This window comes from Natronococcus sp. A-GB1, from assembly GCF_029688845.1.
Classification (GTDB): domain Archaea; phylum Halobacteriota; class Halobacteria; order Halobacteriales; family Natrialbaceae; genus Natronococcus.
In genome coordinates, this window is the sequence record NZ_JARUKW010000007.1 from 68626 (window position 1) to 83957 (window position 15332).

A 15332-nucleotide genomic window follows, 5' to 3' on the forward strand; every position below is an offset into this window, starting at 1 on the left:
CGAGCGGCGGACAGTCGTAACGCTTTTATTGATTTTCGGACATAGGGTAGACGAGATGGACTGGGATGGGGGCCAAACCGTCGAAGAGCGGAAGCGATCCGAGTCGGTAGATCTACCGTTCGTACTCGCCGGACTCGACGCGACTGATTCGACGACCAGACGGGAGGCCGTCCGGACCGTCCGCGACGGGGTCGAAAGCGAGCCCGGAACGTACGTGCCGACCGTTCCGAAGCTCCGCGAACTCCTCCGGGAACCGGAGTTCGAACTCCGGAAGGCGGTTGCCTTCTCCCTGGCGGAGCTGGCGGTCGAAGCCCCCTCCGACGTCGCCCCCTCGGCCGACGCGCTCGTCGCAGTCGCAGCCGAGAACCCGGACACGGCGGCGACAGGAGAGCTGCTCCGGTGTCTCGCCGCCGTGGCCGCCGAACGCCCGACCGCGCTCGCGGATCACGTCCCCGAGATCGTCGACGTTACCGCGGTCCGGGACGACGAGTGGGGAATTCGGACGCTGGCGCACATCTCTCGGGCGCGGCCGGAAGCCCTCGAGCCCGCCCTCGAGTTGCTGACCGAGACGCTGGCGTCGGCACCGGGCGATGGCGCCGTTCCGGCGCTGTCCGTGCTCGGTCGGCTCGCCCGCTCGGAGGCGGAGCTTTCCTCGCTCGCGTTCGTCGAACACGCCGTCGACCTCCTTGAGTGCGACGACGGGGAGCTTCGGCGCAACGCGATCGGCTGTCTGGCCGACGTCGCCCACCGCCGACCCGAGGCTGTCGAGCCGGCCCGTTCGCAGGTCCGGGCGGCCCTCGAGAGCGAGGATCCGAAAGCCAGGGCGAACGCCGCAGTGACGATCGGCCGCGTCGCCGCCACCGACCCGTCGGTCGTCGAGCCGGTTCGCTCGCGGCTACTGGAGTTGCTCGAGGACGACCACCAGTACGTTCGGGCGAACGCCTGCATCGCGCTCGGTCACGGGGACGTCGCCGAAGCGCGCGACCGGCTCTCGACGCTCGCGACCGGCGATCCGGAACCGACGGTCCGCGATCGGGCGGCGTGGGCCTGTGGCGAACTCTCCTAGTACTCCTCGAGTTGAATCGGTCGATCGGCCGAGATGCAGTCGACCCCGCATAGCCCGAGCAGCCGCGCCGTCGTCCACCGTTCGATCGCCCAGGCGTGGATCTCGAGGTCGACCTGCTTCGCCCGGTCGACGAGCCGCGTCGTCAGACACCGCCAGTAGTTCGCGCCGATCACGTCGCAGTCGAGTTCGACCGCCGTCGTCACCGGGGTCCCGAGCCGGCGACTGACGAGCAGCCCGGTCGGCTGTTCCCGGTCGAACTCCCGTATCGCGCGTAGCTCGGGCAGCAGGAAGGAGGTGACGACGACCCGGTTCTCGATCCCCTCGAGGGCCTCGAGGACGTCGCCGGCGATCCCCTCGGCTTTCATTTCGAGGTTGATCTCGAGGTGGTCGGGGACGGCCGCGAGCATCTCCTCGAGGGTCGGGATCCGTTCCCCGGAGTCGAGCACCGACAACGAGCGGAGGTCCTCGAGCGGGGTGTCGGCGACCGCTCCCTCGACACCCGTGACGCGGTCGGTCGTCTCGTCGTGGACGACGACGAGTTCGCCCGACCCGCAGCGCCGGACGTCGAACTCGACCGCGTCGGCGTGTGCCGCCGCGGACTGGGCCGCGGCGATCGTGTTCTCCGGTGCCGTCGCGGCGAAACCACGGTGGGCGATCAGACGCATTCGAGTGACGGCTAGGTCGCGGGTAATAAATAGACCGCGGATCTCCGAACCTTCGGACCCGGTGTGAACCGATCGGGCACCGAAAGCTGCCCACAGAGCCGAACCGGGGCTCGCGCGATAGTATTCACAAGATATGCTTCATTGAATACAGCACATCCTACTGGCAAACAAGCTTATATAGGATAGGAATACATATAATTATCAGAGATTGAAACCATGGAAAGTAAGCAGTTCTCGACTCCGGACGTCTCGGCGCTGGGGCGGTCGCAGTACGAGGCCGGGTCCGAAGACCGCGTCCGGCTGCTGCTGATCGAGAACGACCCGGAGGACGCGCGACGGGCCCGGGAGGCGTTCGAGACGGTCACGACGGACACCGAGATCGAGGTGGCGACCGACGGCTCGGCCGCGCTCGAACTCCTGTGCGACCGGGTCGAGGAGTCGGAGCCGATTCCGGATCTCGTCCTGCTGGCGCTCGACCTTCCGGAGGTCGACGGGTTCGAGTTCCTCGAGACCGTTCGAGATGACGAGGATCTCGTCCAGTTGCCGGTGCTCGTCCTGGCGGAGTCGAGCGCCTCCAGCGACGTCAACGACAGCTACGAGCGGGCCGCGAACGCCTATCTCGCGAAGCCCTCCGATCCCGACGAGTTCGAGACGGTAGCGGGCGCCATCGAGCGCTTCTGGTTTCGGCGGGTTTCGCTTCCGCCACACGGATTCTAACTGCCGAGTTGCCGTTCTGCGACGGGTGCTCCGCCCCGAGATTGATCTACGTGGCCCTCGAGGGGGATGGTATGAGCCCACAAACGACGTTCGACGTGGACTTCACGGATACCGTCGCGGTCGTCACAGGTGCGAGCGGCGCGCTCGGCAGCGCGGTCGCCGACCGTTTCCGAGCCGCCGGCGCGACCGTCTGTGCCGTCGACGTCGTCGGACCCGACGACGAGGACAGCTTGCTCGATCCCGACGACCGAACCGACTTCTACGAGGCCGATCTCACCGACGAGAGCGAGGTCTCGGCCCTCGTCGAGGACATCGTCGACGACCACGGCCGGATCGACCACCTCTGTAACGTCGCCGGCACCTGGCGCGGCGGCCAGCCTATCGAAGAGACCGACCTCGAGGAGTTCGACATGCTCGTCGACGTCAACCTGAAGACGGCCTTCCTGGCCTCGAAACACGCCTTACCCCACCTCCAGGAGTCGGAAGGGGCGATCGTCAGCATCAGCGCCCGCTCGTCGCTCGAGGGCGGCGAGGGCGACGGCCCCTACCGGATCACGAAGGCCGGTATCCGACTGCTGACCGAGACGTTGGCCGAGGAGAACGAGGGAGTCGTCCGGGCGAACTGCGTGATGCCGAGCGTGATCGACACACCGATGAACCGCGAGATGATGTCAGACGCCGACCCCGAGAAGTGGGTCGATCCCGCCGATATCGCGAACGTAATGGCGTTTCTCTGTAGCGACGGGGCGGCGGTGACCAGCGGGGCGGCCGTCCCAGTGTACGGCGAGGCATAAGCGCCGACGGTCGACGAGAGTCGGCGGAGCCGCTTCGCTTCGGATCTCGTGCTCCTTGATGACGAGTGGCGTGAACTATATACTCCGGGACGTAATCACTCAACGTGATATGGGTGTTGGTAACACAGGCAAGGGGGTTTCGGAGCTCGTCGACGAAGTAAGGGATCGGCTCTCGTCGCCGTCCAGCCAGGAACTGTTCGCGCTACTGATCGTCCTCGGTATCGTCGTCCTCGCACTCGACCTCGTTCGGCGGCTCGCCACCGGCGAGATGGCGTTCGGCCGGCTGTGGCGGTACACCTGGAACGGATTGGTCGACTCGCTGTACATCGCGCTGGCGGCGATCGGTCTTTCGATGACCTACAGCATTCTCCGGTTTGCTAACTTCTCGCACGGCGACCTGGTAACGACGGGCGCGTTCTCGGGGTGGGCGGTCGCGTGGCTGATCGGTGGCTGGGGGGTCTACGGCATCGGCGAACTCGTCCTGTTCAGTCCGACCGCAGCGGGACCGACGGGCGGCGAACTGGGAATGAACGTGCTGGCCTCGCCCGTCGCGATCCTGGTCGGACTCGTGGCGGCCGCGCTGTTGACCGTCGCTATCGCCCTCGCTATCGACCGTCTCGTCTACAGGCGAATGCGGAACGCGAGCGGCATCTCGTTGCTCATCGCGAGCGTCGGCGTCGCGCTCGCGCTCCGGTACATCATCGGGGTGTTCTGGACCGTCGAGTCCCACTCGGCTACGGCGAGCGCGCCGATTCTCGAAGAAATCCCGGCGTGGTTGCCCTTCGAGCGACTCAACCTCCACGAGCTCACCCTCGTCGTGACGGCGGTCGGACTGATCGTTGGGCTCCACCTCCTGCTCCAGTACACGAAGCTGGGAAAGGCGATGCGAGCGATGGCCGACAACAAGGATCTCGCGCTGATCACCGGTATTCCGACCGAGCGGGTGATCTTCGCCACCTGGACGATCGGCGCGGGGCTGGCCGGTGTCGCGGGCTATCTCATCGTCCTCGATCGGGGCCAGTTCTCGATCAACATCGGCTGGTTCCTGCTGTTGCTGATCTTCGCCGCGGTGATTCTGGGCGGGATCGGCTCGATCTACGGCGCGCTGGTCGGCTCGCTCGTGATTGGACTCACGATCAACGTCTCGCTGATCTGGATCCCGGCCGACCTGAACGAGATCGCGGCGTTTACGCTGATGATCCTGATACTGATCGTCAAACCCGACGGGCTGCTCGGGGGTGTTGAGACGGCATGAGCGACCCCGATCCCGACGGCGACCCCGAAACCGATACCGCGGCGGTACCCGACGACGAGGGGCCGGACGACCCAGAAGAGTCGTCCGCCATGATCCGCCCGGAGTGGCGTTCCGATCTCCTGTTGGTCGCGAAGGTCGTGCTCGCGACGTACGTCGGCTTCTTCGTCGTCGGCGTGCTCTCCGGCGCGGGCGTCAACGCGACGGTCGGCACGATCCAGTCGATCACCTTCTTCGGGGCGATCTTCGCGCTGGGCGCGCTGGCGCTGAACCTCCACTGGGGGTACACCGGGATGTTCAACATCGGCATCGCCGGCTTCATGGCTATCGGTGCCTACACGCTGTCGATCGCCGTCGCCTCGCCGGACGGCTCTCCGGCCGGCTTCGGGCTCCCGATCCCGGTCGGCATCGTGCTGGGAACGATCGCCGCCGGCCTCGCCGGGCTCGTGCTGGTGATCCCGACGCTGCGGGTACGGGCGGACTACTTCGCGATCGTCACGCTCGGCTTCTCGGAGATCGTCCGACTCTCTGTGCAGTCCCGGAGCCTCCGCCAGATCGGCGATACGGCCTACGGCACCGGTGGCGGGCAGGGGATCCGGGCGACGCCGGTCGACAGCGTCGTCGGCTGGCTGTTCGACCAGCCGATCGTCGGCGACGTCGGCGGCGTTCTCATCGTGCTCGGCGAGACCGTCGGCATCGCGTCGTCGGTTCTGGAGCGAGGGATCTACACGCTCGTCCTGATCCTGTTCGTGGTCGCCTTCTACGTCCTGCTGACCCGGATCGCCCACTCCCCGTTCGGCCGAGTGCTGAAAGCGATCCGCGAGGACGAACTCGCAGCGAAGTCGCTGGGTAAACGCACCGACCGCGCCAAGATCGCGGCGTTCGCGCTCGGCTGTGCGCTGATGGGCCTCGTGGGGACGCTGTGGATGGGGAGTCGAACCCACATCAGCCCGGACAACTTCATGCCGCTGATCACGTTCTACGTCTTCGTCGCGCTGATCGTCGGCGGCGCGGGCTCGAACACTGGCAGCGTCATCGGCGGGTTCGCCTTCGCCGCGTTCATCTTCGAGGGGCCGCGGTTCGTCCGGACGATGGTCCGGGCGAACCTCGGAACCGACTTCCCGAGAACCGCCCACGGCGCGTTCGCCGAACTGGGCGCCGGCGATCCGTCGGCCCTGATCGGCTACGTGCTCTACCAGCAGGCCGACGAGGTCCGATACATCGTCCTCGGCGTCGTGCTCATCGTCCTCATGATCAAGCGTCCCGACGGACTGCTGGGCCACCGCAAGGAGATTTCAGCCGGCGTCGATCTGAGCCGGCGCGGCCCGGTCGCCGACGGCGGACGACCTGCCGTCGGAAGCGACGACCGTGCGGGTACGGAGGGCGAGACGGACGACCCGGCTGCGACGAACGGAGGTGACCGCGATGAGTGACCTCGAGCGAGGTGCCGATACGGAAGCTGCCTCCACCGAGGGCGACGCGGACGACCGGACGGATCGCGCCGTCGAGGACGCGGTGCTGGAGGTCGAGGCGTTAGAGAAGCGCTTCGGCGGCATCGTCGCGGTCGACGGCGCGAGCTTCGTAGTCGAGCGGGGATCGATCACCGGGCTGATCGGGCCGAACGGGGCCGGCAAGTCGACGACGTTCAACTGCATCGCCGGCGTCCACCGGCCCGACGGCGGGCGAGTCGCGTTCGACGGCGAGGAGATCACCGGCGACGAGCCCTACCAGGTCGCGAACCGCGGGCTGGTGCGGACGTTCCAGATCGCCCGCGAACTCCCGGAGATGACCGTCCTCGAGAACATGATGCTCGCACCGAAGGGCCAGCGCGGCGAGTCGCTGTGGCGGTCCGTGTTGCCGTACTTCCGCGACGAGGTGATCGAGCAGGAACGCGAGCTTCGCGAGCGGGCCTGGGAGACCCTCGAGTTCTTCGAGATCGACCATCTGGCCGAGGAGTACGCGAAGAACCTCTCGGGGGGCCAGCGGAAGCTACTCGAACTGGCGCGAGCCCTGCAGACGGATCCGGAGATGCTCATGCTCGACGAACCGATGGCCGGGGTCAACCCGACCCTCGAAAAGAAACTCCTCGAGCACATCCACAAGCTCCGCGAGCAGGGGTACAGCTTTCTCATCGTCGAACACGACATGGACGTCATCATGAACAACTGCGAGCGCGTGATCGTCATGCACCAGGGAGCCGTCCTCGACGAAGGTTCGCCGACGGAGATCAAGGCGAACGAGCAGGTGATCGAGGCGTACCTCGGGGGTGAGGTCTAATGGCCGTACTCGAGGTCGCCGGGCTGGACGCCGGCTACGGCGACCTCCAGATCATCGATGACGTCGACCTCACCGTCGACGAGGGCGAGTACGTCACCATCGTCGGCCCCAACGGCGCCGGCAAGTCGACGGTGATGAAGTCCGTCTTCGGGCTGACCGTCCACATGGGCGGCTCGATCGAGTTCGCCGGCGAGGAGATCAGCGGCTACCGGCCCGAGCAGATCATCACGACGGGGATCGGCTACGTCCCCCAGAACGACAACGTCTTCCCGTCGCTGTCGGTGCTCGAGAACCTCGAGATGGGCGCGTACATCTTAGACGACGTTCCACAGGACCGACTCGAGCGGATCTTCGATCGGTTCCCGATCCTCGAGGAGCGCCGCTCGCAGGCGGCCGGCGACCTGAGCGGGGGCCAGCGCCAGATGCTGGCGATGGGACGGGCGCTGATGCTCGATCCCGACCTTCTCTTGCTCGACGAGCCGAGCGCCGGGCTCGCGCCCGACCTCGTCGGGGAGATGTTCGACCGGATCGACCAGATCAACGCGGACGGCACCGGCGTCCTGTTAGTCGAACAGAACGCCAAGGAGGCGCTCCGGCGCTGTGACAGGGGATACGTCCTGGTCCAGGGACAGAACCGGTACGTCGACACCGGCGAGGCGCTGCTCGCGAACGAACAGGTTCGCCAGGACTTCCTGGGCGGCTAGGTGCGGATCGGCTCGAGCCGGCTGGTCGTCGCTCGAGTCGTACTCGCGGCACCGAAAAGAGATCGCCGTCCCGCTAGGCCTCGTACTCGACGGTGTCCTCGACGTCGTAGCCGTCCTCGTGGTAGCGACCGATGTCGTAGGTGACCGCCTCCTGGTCGCCGTTGTCGTCGAACTCGACGGGGCCGGATGCGCCGCGGTACTGGATATCGTCGCCGTTAGCCGCCATCTCGAGACCGTCGGCCAGGTTCTCTGGCGTGACCTCCTCGCCGTCGGGGTTGGCGACCTCCCGGACCTGTTCGGCGATAGCTGCGCCGTCGAGTTCGCCCGCTGCGAGGGTGGCGAGGATGAGTACCGCCGTCGCGTCGTAGGCCTGGGCGTTGAACACGCCCGGCGAGCTGTCGTACTCGTTTTCGTACAGTTCGTTGAAGTGGTCCGCGCCGTCGCCGCCGGCGCCGGGTGCGGTCCCCATCACGTTCTCCATCGGGTTGTCGACCTGGCCGGGCAGCGAGGGATCGATGAGACCGTCCGGCACGAGGATCGTCGTGCCGTCGTCGAAGTCGCTGTAGAAGTCCCGGAAGATGACCTGACCGCTCTCCGGGTAGCCGACGACCATCAGCAGGTCCGGCTCCTCCCCGACCGTGCTCTCGAGTTCGGAGTCGTAGGAGGCCTGCTCGGGCTCGAACGGCACCTCCTCGAGAACCTCGGCGCCGCGGTCCTCACAGCCCGCGACGAACACGTCGTTGAGGCCCTGACCGTAGTCGTTGTTCAGGTACATCGTGGCGACCGACTCGGCGCCCTCCTGCTCGACGGCGATCTCGGCCATCGCGTCACCCTGCCACTCGTCGCTCGGCGCGGTCCGGAGCAGGTAGTCGCCGGGCATCTCCGTGATGTCGGGCGAGGTGCTCGCCGGCGAGATCGCCACGACCTCGTTGTCGTACCAGACGTCCTCCGCGCAGGTGATCGTTACGTCCGAGGCGGCCGCGCCCGTCACCGCCGGATACCCCGCGTCGAGCAGCGCCTCGGCGCGGCTGACCCCGACGTCGGGCGTCGTCTCGGTGTCCTCACGCCGGATGTCGATCTCGAAGTCGACGCCCTCGTCCGCGAGCTGGATCGCCGGCAGCTCGGCCGCGTCGGCGATCGGCGTTCCCAGATCGCCGAGGTCTCCGGACTCGGGCTGCAGGACGCCGACCATCGCGTCGGCGTCACCGTTGTCGTCCGCGTCGGCCTCGCCGTTGCCCGCGCCGAGCGCGTCCAGACAGCCCGCGAGCGAGAACGTTCCTGTTACACCGATTCCCCCCAGTACTTGCCGCCGGTTGAGCTCCCCAACCATGTGGTACGTTGCCACGTTCCGATATAAAGAGTTTCTGTGAACGATAACGCGTATTTTCTCGAGAAAGAAAGTCCAATGGCAGAACCGGTGAGCGAGCCGTCGCGGTGGTCGACGCCCAGTCGGTCGTTTCGTGTGGACTATGACCGGCACACCCGCTCGAGAAACGGGTGAATGCCGAAAAAGCCGAACGGCGGTCGGTTAGAGGTTCGCGTCGATCCACTCGGCGAACGGTCCGGTGAGGAACTCGACGTAGTCGACGACGCCGAGGTACAGCGAGATGACGAGCACGATGAGAATCGGAACGCGGATCGCCCAGATCCAGGCCTGGCCGAGGCCGTCGAGGGGACCGATCCCCTTCTCGAGTTCGTCGATCGCCGCCTTCGGCGCGATCCAGCCGACGAGGATCGTCAGCATCAACGCGCCGAACACCAGCAAGATTGCGTCGGCGAACAGGTCGAGCAGGTCGAGGAAGATCAGGTCGTACGTGACCGGCACTCCGAGCAGGTAGATGACCCCACCCATCCCGACAGCCGCCTGCCACCGCTCGATCCCCTTCTCATCGATCACGTAGGAGGTGACGACCTCGAGCAGCGAGATCGCACTCGAGAGCGCGGCGAGCGAGACCGTCGCGAAGAACAGCAGGCCGAGGAACTGGCCGCCCGTAACCTCGGCGAACGCCTGGGTCAGCGCGACGAAGATCTCGCCGGCGCCGCCCTCGCCCGGATCGGTCATGTCGCCGGCCCACATGATCGGGAAGACGACGAGTCCGGTGAGGAACGCGATCCCGGTGTCGAAGCCGATGATCGCGGTTCCGTCGGACGCGAGGTTCCGGTCCTCACCCAGGTAGGAGGCGTAGGTGATCATCACACCCATCCCCAGCGAGAGGGTGAAAAAGGCCTGTCCGGCCGCGGCCGGCAGGAGTTCGGCCCAGTTCTCGGTGATGGCGCCGAAGTCCGGCGAGAGGTAGTAGGCGTAGCCGCCGCCGGAGCCGGGCAGCGTGAACGCCCACACCGCGAGTCCCAGCAACAGGAGGATAATCGCTGGAACCATCACCTTCACCGCAAGTTCGATCCCCTGTCGAATCCCGAGGGCGACGATGCCGACGGTCAGCGCCATGAACACGGTGTGCAGGACGAACGCGTCGAGTCCCGTCGAAAGCGCTCCGAACATGATCTCGGGGTCGCCCTCGTAGGCGGCGATGCGAGCAGCGTAGCTTCCCCGGAAGCCCTCGAGAGTATAGCGAATGAACCAGCCGGCGACGACGCTGTAGTACGAGAGGATGACGAACCCGGTAACGATGAAGATCCCGCCGACGTATGTCCAGATCCCCCCACCGTACTCCTTCAGCGCGCCGACGGGGTTGCGCTTGGTCTTCCGGCCGACGACGAACTCCGCGAGAATTGCGGGAAACCCAACCAGGGCAATGAACAGGAGGTAGACGAAGAGGAACGCCGCACCACCACCTTCACCCGTGACGAACGGAAAACGCCAAATATTCCCCAACCCTACCGCGCTCCCAACCGCGGCAAGGATGAACCCTGTCCTCGTGGCCCATGTTTCACGTTCTACCATGACTGCGTGTTTAAAAGACTACCATATATAACTTTTCGTGGTCGTCCTCACGCGGCGGGTTGACGTTCCCGATAATTGTGGCAGGTTACGGAATTCTTTTCCTGTTGGTCATCACACAACGGCGTATGCGTCCCACGGCGGTGATCTCGGCATGACGATGGAGGATCGTATCGAGGAACTCGAGGAATTCCGGGAAGAAGCGCGGATGGGCGGCGGTGAGGACCGAATCGAGAAACAACACGACAAGGGGAAGATGACCGCCCGCGAGCGGATCGACTACTTCCTCGACGAGGACACGTTCACGGAGTTCGACCAGCTTCGGACCCACCAGACGAGCCAGTTCGGGATGGAAGAAAAGAAAATCCCGGGCGACGGCGTCGTCACGGGCTACGGCGAGGTCAACGGTCGGACCGTCTTCGTCTTCGCACACGACTTCACCGTCTTCGGCGGCTCGCTGGGCGAAGTCTTCGCCGAGAAGATCTGCAAGGTGATGGATATGGCGATGGAGGTCGGCGCCCCCATCGTCGGGCTCAACGACTCCGCCGGCGCGCGCATCCAGGAGGGCGTTAAGAGCCTGGCGGGCTTTACGGAGATCTTCCGCCGCAACCAGCGCGCGAGCGGAGTCGTCCCCCAGATCTCGGGGATCATGGGACCCTGTGCCGGCGGTGCGGTCTACTCCCCCTCGATCACCGACTTCATCTTCATGGTGAAGGACACGAGTCACATGTACATCACCGGTCCCGGTGTCACCAAGACCGTCACCGGCGAGGACGTCACCCACGAGGAACTCGGGGGAGCGATGACCCACGCCGACAAGACCGGTGTCGCCGAGTTCGCCTGCGAGAGCGAGGAGCAGGCCTTAGACGACATCAAGCGGTTGCTCTCCTACCTCCCGCAGAACAACGTCGAGGACCCGCCACGGGTCGACCCCTGGGACGACCCGGATCGGCGTGATGACGACCTCACCTCGATCGTCCCCGACAGCCCGCAGAAGCCCTACGACATGACGAACGTTATCGACTCGGTGGTCGACGAGGGCTCGTTCTTCGAGGTCGCGGAGAACTTCGCGAAGAACATCGTCGTCGGCTTCGGCCGCCTCGACGGCCGTTCCGTGGGCCTGGTCGCGAACCAGCCCCGCGTCAACGCTGGGACACTCACCGTCGACGCCTCGATGAAGGGGTCGCGGTTCGTCCGCTTCTGTGACGCCTTCAACATCCCGATCGTCACCTTCGTCGACGTCCCCGGCTACATGCCCGGCACCGACCAGGAACACCGCGGGATCATCCGCCACGGTGCCAAGCTACTCTATGCCTACTCCGAGGCGTCGGTGCCGCTGCTGACGGTCATCACCCGCAAGGCCTACGGCGGCGCCTACTGCGTCATGGCCTCGAAGAACCTCGGCGCCGACGTCAACTACGCCTGGCCGACCGCCGAGATCGCCGTCATGGGTCCCCAGGGCGCGGTCAACATCCTCTACCGCAAGGAGCTCGCCGAGGCCGAGAACCCCGACGAGCTCCGGGACGAGCTCATCGAGGAGTACCGCGAGGAGTTCGCCAACCCCTACACCGCGACGGACAAGGGCTTCCTCGACGACGTCATCCTCCCGACCGAGACGCGCCCGCGACTGATCGACGACCTCGAGATGCTCGAGACGAAACGCGAGGACAACCCCGACAAGAAACACGGCAACATCCCGCTCTGAGATGACCGCACAGCATCAGCCGAACGCCGACTCCGGCGTTCCCGATCCGCTGGGCGCGCTCCCGGAAGGCGTCGAGCTCGAGTTGCCCGACGACGCCGACAGCGAGGAGGCCGCGGCCATCGTCGCTGCGATCGGCGCCCACCTCCACGACCAGGCGCTGGCCGCCGCGGCCGCCGCGGCAGACGAGGAGGAGAGCTGGCAGGACCGCCGCTGGGCCTTCGCCGGCCGCGTGCGCGCCCAGCAGCAACGTACCGTCCGCGTTCCGCTCGACGCGCCGACCGATCCCTGGTCGGCCGCCGGGCGAACCGACCGGTTCTGAGCGAGGCTCGAGCCACCGATCTCTCGTTTTCGCCGCTCGCTTCGAAGCGGTAGAGAGTGAAGTTCCGTCCCCTCGATGGTAGAGCTATACTCCCGACTCGAGAACCGTCCGACAGCGAAGATGTCAGCAGTACGAACACACGGCACGGAGCGAATCGGATCGGTACAACGAGGCGACCCGAACCGGGTCGACGTCGAATGAGGGGACGGCTCGCACTGTTCGCGGTCGTGCTCGTCGTGCTGACCGCGGGCTGTGGCGGACTCGTCGGCGACGACGGAGATGACGATGACGAGGGCGCCGACCACGAGCTGGCACCCGGGCTTACCGAGTCGGGTGTAACGGACTCCAACCTGCTGGTCAACGAACACCGCAGCCAGCTCGAGGACCGGTCCTTCCGGACGGAACTCGAGCGAACGGTCGTCGACGACGGGACGGCCGTCGGAGCAGAACACGTCTCACAGGCCGTCGCAGCCGGTGGCGCGCCGGCCCGCGAGCGCACGGTGTTGGAGGACGACACCGGGACGGTCGAGTACGACCAGTGGATCCAGCCCGAGACGCCGCTCGTGCGACACAACGAGTCCGGCTCCGTCGCCTACGACGTCGGCGGTCACCAGTCGGTCGATCCGTCGCCGCCGATCCCGCTGGACGACGCCTACGACGCCGTCGACTCGGTCGCGGTCGAGGAGGACTCGAGCGAGCGGTACGTCCTCGAGGGCACCACCGAAGATCTCGGGAGCTACGAGTCGGTGTCGTTCACGCTCGTCCTCGCCGAGGAGGGCTATCTCGAGGCGTACGCACTCGAGGGAATCCTGCCGGACGATGAGGAGTCCGTCCTCGCGACGGATCGGACGACCGTCGAGGAGGAGTTCTTCCTAGAGCCGACCGAGACCGGACCCGAGGAGCCGGCGTGGCTCGAGGAGGCCCGCGAGAAGACCGCCGCCGAACACGACGACTGACGGCGCGTGTGGCCGCTTCGGCCGAGGGCTGTCAACTGGAAGGGGTTCGTCGGTTGACTGATTCGTTGCGAAAAAGTAAGGTAGGCGCCCCGTGACGGTTCTGACAGCAATGTTCAGGAAGGTTCTCGTCGCGAACCGCGGGGAGATCGCCGTTCGGGTGATGCGGGCTTGCGAGGAGTTGAACGTCGGAACCGTCGCGATCTACTCGGAGGCGGATAAGGACTCGGGACACGTCCGCTACGCCGACGAGGCGTACAACGTCGGGCCGGCCCGCGCGGCCGACTCCTATCTCGATCACGAGGCGGTCATCGAGGCCGCGCGCAAGGCCGACGCCGACGCGATCCACCCCGGCTACGGGTTCCTCGCGGAGAACGCCGAGTTCGCGGCGAAGGTCGAGGACGCCGACGGGATCACCTGGATCGGTCCCTCGAGTTCGGCGATGGAGTCGCTTGGCGAGAAGACCAAGGCCCGGAAGATCATGAGCGAGGCCGACGTCCCGATCGTTCCCGGCACCACGGATCCCGTCACCGACCCCGAGGAGGTTCGGGCGTTCGGTGAGGAACACGGCTACCCGATCGCCATCAAGGCCGAAGGTGGCGGCGGCGGCCGCGGGATGAAGGTCGTCTGGGACGAAAGCGAGGTCGAGGAGCAACTCGAGAGCGCAAAGCGGGAGGGCGAGGCGTACTTCGACAACGACTCCGTGTATCTGGAGCGCTACCTCGAGAACCCGCGCCACATCGAGGTCCAGATCCTCGCCGACGGCGAGGGCAACGTCCGCCACCTGGGCGAGCGGGACTGCTCGCTCCAGCGCCGTCACCAGAAGGTCATCGAGGAAGGACCGTCCGCGGCGTTGACCGACGAGCTCCGCGAGCGGATCGGCGAGGCCGCCCGTCGCGGAGTTGCCGCGGCCGACTACACCAACGCCGGCACCGTCGAGTTCCTTGTCGAGGAGGACCTCGGCCGGGACGGCCTGCTGGGGCCGGACACCAACTTCTACTTCCTCGAGGTCAACACGCGGATCCAGGTCGAACACACCGTCACCGAGGAGATCACGGGCATCGACATCGTCAAACGCCAGATCAGGATCGCCGCGGGCGAAACGGTCGATTTCGCCCAGGACGACGTCGATATCGACGGCCACGCCATCGAGTTCCGGATCAACGCCGAGAACGCCGCGAAGGATTTCGCGCCCGCGACCGGCGGCGAGCTGACGACCTACGACCCGCCGGGCGGGATCGGCGTTCGGATGGACGACGCGCTCAAGCAGGGCGACGAGCTCGTGACCGACTACGACTCGATGATCGCGAAGCTGGTCGTCTGGGGCGCCGACCGCGAGGAGTGTCTCGAGCGCTCGCTGCGGGCCCTTCGGGAGTACGAGATCGAAGGGATCCCGACGATCATCCCGTTCCACCGGCTGATGCTCTCCGACGAGCGGTTCGTCGAGAGCACCCACACGACGAAGTATCTCGACGAGGAGCTCGACGAGAGCCGGATCGAGGAGGCTCAGGCCCAGTGGGGCTCCGAGAGCGCCGACGCGGGCGACGACGAGGAGGTCGTCGAACGGGAGTTCACCGTTGAGGTCAACGGGAAACGGTTCGAGGTCAACCTCGAGGAACACGGCGCGCCCGCGATTCCGGCGGGGAACGGCGGCGCCCAGGCTCAGGCGGGCGGCCCGCCCGAACCCGCCGGCGGCTCCAGCGAGGCCGAAGCCGAGATCGACGGCGACGGCGAAACCGTCGACGCCGAGATGCAGGGGACGATCCTCGGCGTCGAGGTCGAGGTCGGCGACGAGGTCGAGGCCGGCGACGTGCTGGTCGTCCTCGAAGCGATGAAGATGGAAAACGACATCGTCGCCTCCCGCGGGGGCACTGTCTCTCAGATCGCCGTCGAGGAGGGCGAGAGCGTCGACATGGGTGACATGCTGGTCGTCCTCGAGTAGCCGACGGACCCTCGGTCCCCGCAGTCGGCGTCGCGTTGG

Annotated in this window: 14 protein-coding genes; 11 read left to right on the forward strand and 3 right to left on the reverse strand. The window is 66.3% G+C overall.

What is annotated here, in order from left to right:
• The first annotated feature begins 55 nt into the window (after positions 1–55).
• Entirely contained in the window at positions 56–1066 is a 1011-nt protein-coding gene (locus tag QA600_RS09740) for a HEAT repeat domain-containing protein (protein WP_278291747.1), read from the forward strand.
• Here QA600_RS09740 and QA600_RS09745 read toward each other — a convergent pair.
• Entirely contained in the window at positions 1063–1731 is a 669-nt protein-coding gene (locus QA600_RS09745) for a glycerophosphodiester phosphodiesterase (protein WP_278291748.1), read from the reverse strand. The genes QA600_RS09740 and QA600_RS09745 overlap by 4 nt on opposite strands.
• A 216-nt stretch (positions 1732–1947) precedes the next feature.
• Between QA600_RS09745 and QA600_RS09750 the strand changes: the two genes are divergently transcribed.
• The 6 genes from QA600_RS09750 to QA600_RS09775 all read left to right on the forward strand — a co-directional run bounded on the left by QA600_RS09750 (position 1948) and on the right by QA600_RS09775 (position 7475).
• Complete coding sequence (locus tag QA600_RS09750; protein ID WP_278291749.1) at positions 1948–2448, forward strand: response regulator; 501 nt, start codon at positions 1948–1950, stop codon at positions 2446–2448.
• 71 nt (positions 2449–2519) lie between these two features.
• Positions 2520–3242: an SDR family oxidoreductase gene (locus tag QA600_RS09755; RefSeq protein ID WP_278291750.1), complete on the forward strand. Its 723-nt coding sequence runs from the start codon at positions 2520–2522 to the stop codon at positions 3240–3242.
• A 109-nt stretch (positions 3243–3351) separates the two neighbouring features.
• Entirely contained in the window at positions 3352–4497 is a 1146-nt protein-coding gene (locus QA600_RS09760; protein WP_278291751.1) for a branched-chain amino acid ABC transporter permease, read from the forward strand.
• Positions 4494–5927: a branched-chain amino acid ABC transporter permease gene (locus QA600_RS09765; RefSeq protein WP_278291752.1), complete on the forward strand. Its 1434-nt coding sequence runs from the start codon at positions 4494–4496 to the stop codon at positions 5925–5927. Before QA600_RS09760 ends, QA600_RS09765 begins: the two co-directional genes overlap by 4 nt.
• Positions 5920–6771, forward strand: coding sequence for an ABC transporter ATP-binding protein (locus QA600_RS09770; protein ID WP_278291753.1), 852 nt, complete (start codon positions 5920–5922; stop codon positions 6769–6771). The genes QA600_RS09765 and QA600_RS09770 overlap by 8 nt, the downstream gene beginning before the upstream one ends.
• Positions 6771–7475, forward strand: coding sequence for an ABC transporter ATP-binding protein (locus QA600_RS09775; protein WP_278291754.1), 705 nt, complete (start codon positions 6771–6773; stop codon positions 7473–7475). Before QA600_RS09770 ends, QA600_RS09775 begins: the two co-directional genes overlap by 1 nt.
• A 73-nt stretch (positions 7476–7548) precedes the next feature.
• Here QA600_RS09775 and QA600_RS09780 read toward each other — a convergent pair whose 3' ends face one another.
• Both QA600_RS09780 and QA600_RS09785 read right to left on the reverse strand, forming a co-directional pair.
• Positions 7549–8805, reverse strand: a complete 1257-nt coding sequence (locus QA600_RS09780; protein ID WP_278291755.1) for an ABC transporter substrate-binding protein — start codon at positions 8803–8805, stop codon at positions 7549–7551.
• A 198-nt stretch (positions 8806–9003) separates the two neighbouring features.
• Entirely contained in the window at positions 9004–10377 is a 1374-nt protein-coding gene (locus tag QA600_RS09785; protein ID WP_278291756.1) for a sodium-dependent transporter, read from the reverse strand.
• 157 nt (positions 10378–10534) lie between these two features.
• Here QA600_RS09785 and QA600_RS09790 point away from each other — a divergent pair, with 157 nt between their 5' ends.
• The 4 genes from QA600_RS09790 (at position 10535) to QA600_RS09805 (ending at position 15293) form a co-directional block, all read left to right on the forward strand.
• Positions 10535–12079, forward strand: coding sequence for an acyl-CoA carboxylase subunit beta (locus QA600_RS09790; protein WP_278291882.1), 1545 nt, complete (start codon positions 10535–10537; stop codon positions 12077–12079).
• Between the two features lies 1 nt (position 12080).
• Positions 12081–12398 (forward strand): hypothetical protein, encoded by a 318-nt coding sequence (locus QA600_RS09795; RefSeq protein ID WP_278291757.1) that lies wholly within the window; start codon positions 12081–12083, stop codon positions 12396–12398.
• A gap of 197 nt (positions 12399–12595) precedes the next feature.
• On the forward strand, positions 12596–13354 hold the full coding sequence (locus tag QA600_RS09800; protein WP_278291758.1) for a hypothetical protein: 759 nt from the start codon (positions 12596–12598) through the stop codon (positions 13352–13354).
• Between the two features lie 109 nt (positions 13355–13463).
• Entirely contained in the window at positions 13464–15293 is a 1830-nt protein-coding gene (locus QA600_RS09805) for an acetyl-CoA carboxylase biotin carboxylase subunit (protein WP_278291883.1), read from the forward strand.
• Positions 15294–15332 lie beyond the last annotated feature (39 nt).

Coding starts and splice junctions, on each gene's coding strand:
- QA600_RS09740 (WP_278291747.1), top strand. CDS start 56: ATGGACTGGGATGGGGGCCAAACCGTCGAAGAGCGGAAGCGATCCGAG.
- QA600_RS09745 (WP_278291748.1), bottom strand. CDS start 1,731: ATGCGTCTGATCGCCCACCGTGGTTTCGCCGCGACGGCACCGGAGAAC.
- QA600_RS09750 (WP_278291749.1), top strand. CDS start 1,948: ATGGAAAGTAAGCAGTTCTCGACTCCGGACGTCTCGGCGCTGGGGCGG.
- QA600_RS09755 (WP_278291750.1), top strand. CDS start 2,520: ATGAGCCCACAAACGACGTTCGACGTGGACTTCACGGATACCGTCGCG.
- QA600_RS09760 (WP_278291751.1), top strand. CDS start 3,352: ATGGGTGTTGGTAACACAGGCAAGGGGGTTTCGGAGCTCGTCGACGAA.
- QA600_RS09765 (WP_278291752.1), top strand. CDS start 4,494: ATGAGCGACCCCGATCCCGACGGCGACCCCGAAACCGATACCGCGGCG.
- QA600_RS09770 (WP_278291753.1), top strand. CDS start 5,920: ATGAGTGACCTCGAGCGAGGTGCCGATACGGAAGCTGCCTCCACCGAG.
- QA600_RS09775 (WP_278291754.1), top strand. CDS start 6,771: ATGGCCGTACTCGAGGTCGCCGGGCTGGACGCCGGCTACGGCGACCTC.
- QA600_RS09780 (WP_278291755.1), bottom strand. CDS start 8,805: ATGGTTGGGGAGCTCAACCGGCGGCAAGTACTGGGGGGAATCGGTGTA.
- QA600_RS09785 (WP_278291756.1), bottom strand. CDS start 10,377: ATGGTAGAACGTGAAACATGGGCCACGAGGACAGGGTTCATCCTTGCC.
- QA600_RS09790 (WP_278291882.1), top strand. CDS start 10,535: ATGGAGGATCGTATCGAGGAACTCGAGGAATTCCGGGAAGAAGCGCGG.
- QA600_RS09795 (WP_278291757.1), top strand. CDS start 12,081: ATGACCGCACAGCATCAGCCGAACGCCGACTCCGGCGTTCCCGATCCG.
- QA600_RS09800 (WP_278291758.1), top strand. CDS start 12,596: ATGAGGGGACGGCTCGCACTGTTCGCGGTCGTGCTCGTCGTGCTGACC.
- QA600_RS09805 (WP_278291883.1), top strand. CDS start 13,464: ATGTTCAGGAAGGTTCTCGTCGCGAACCGCGGGGAGATCGCCGTTCGG.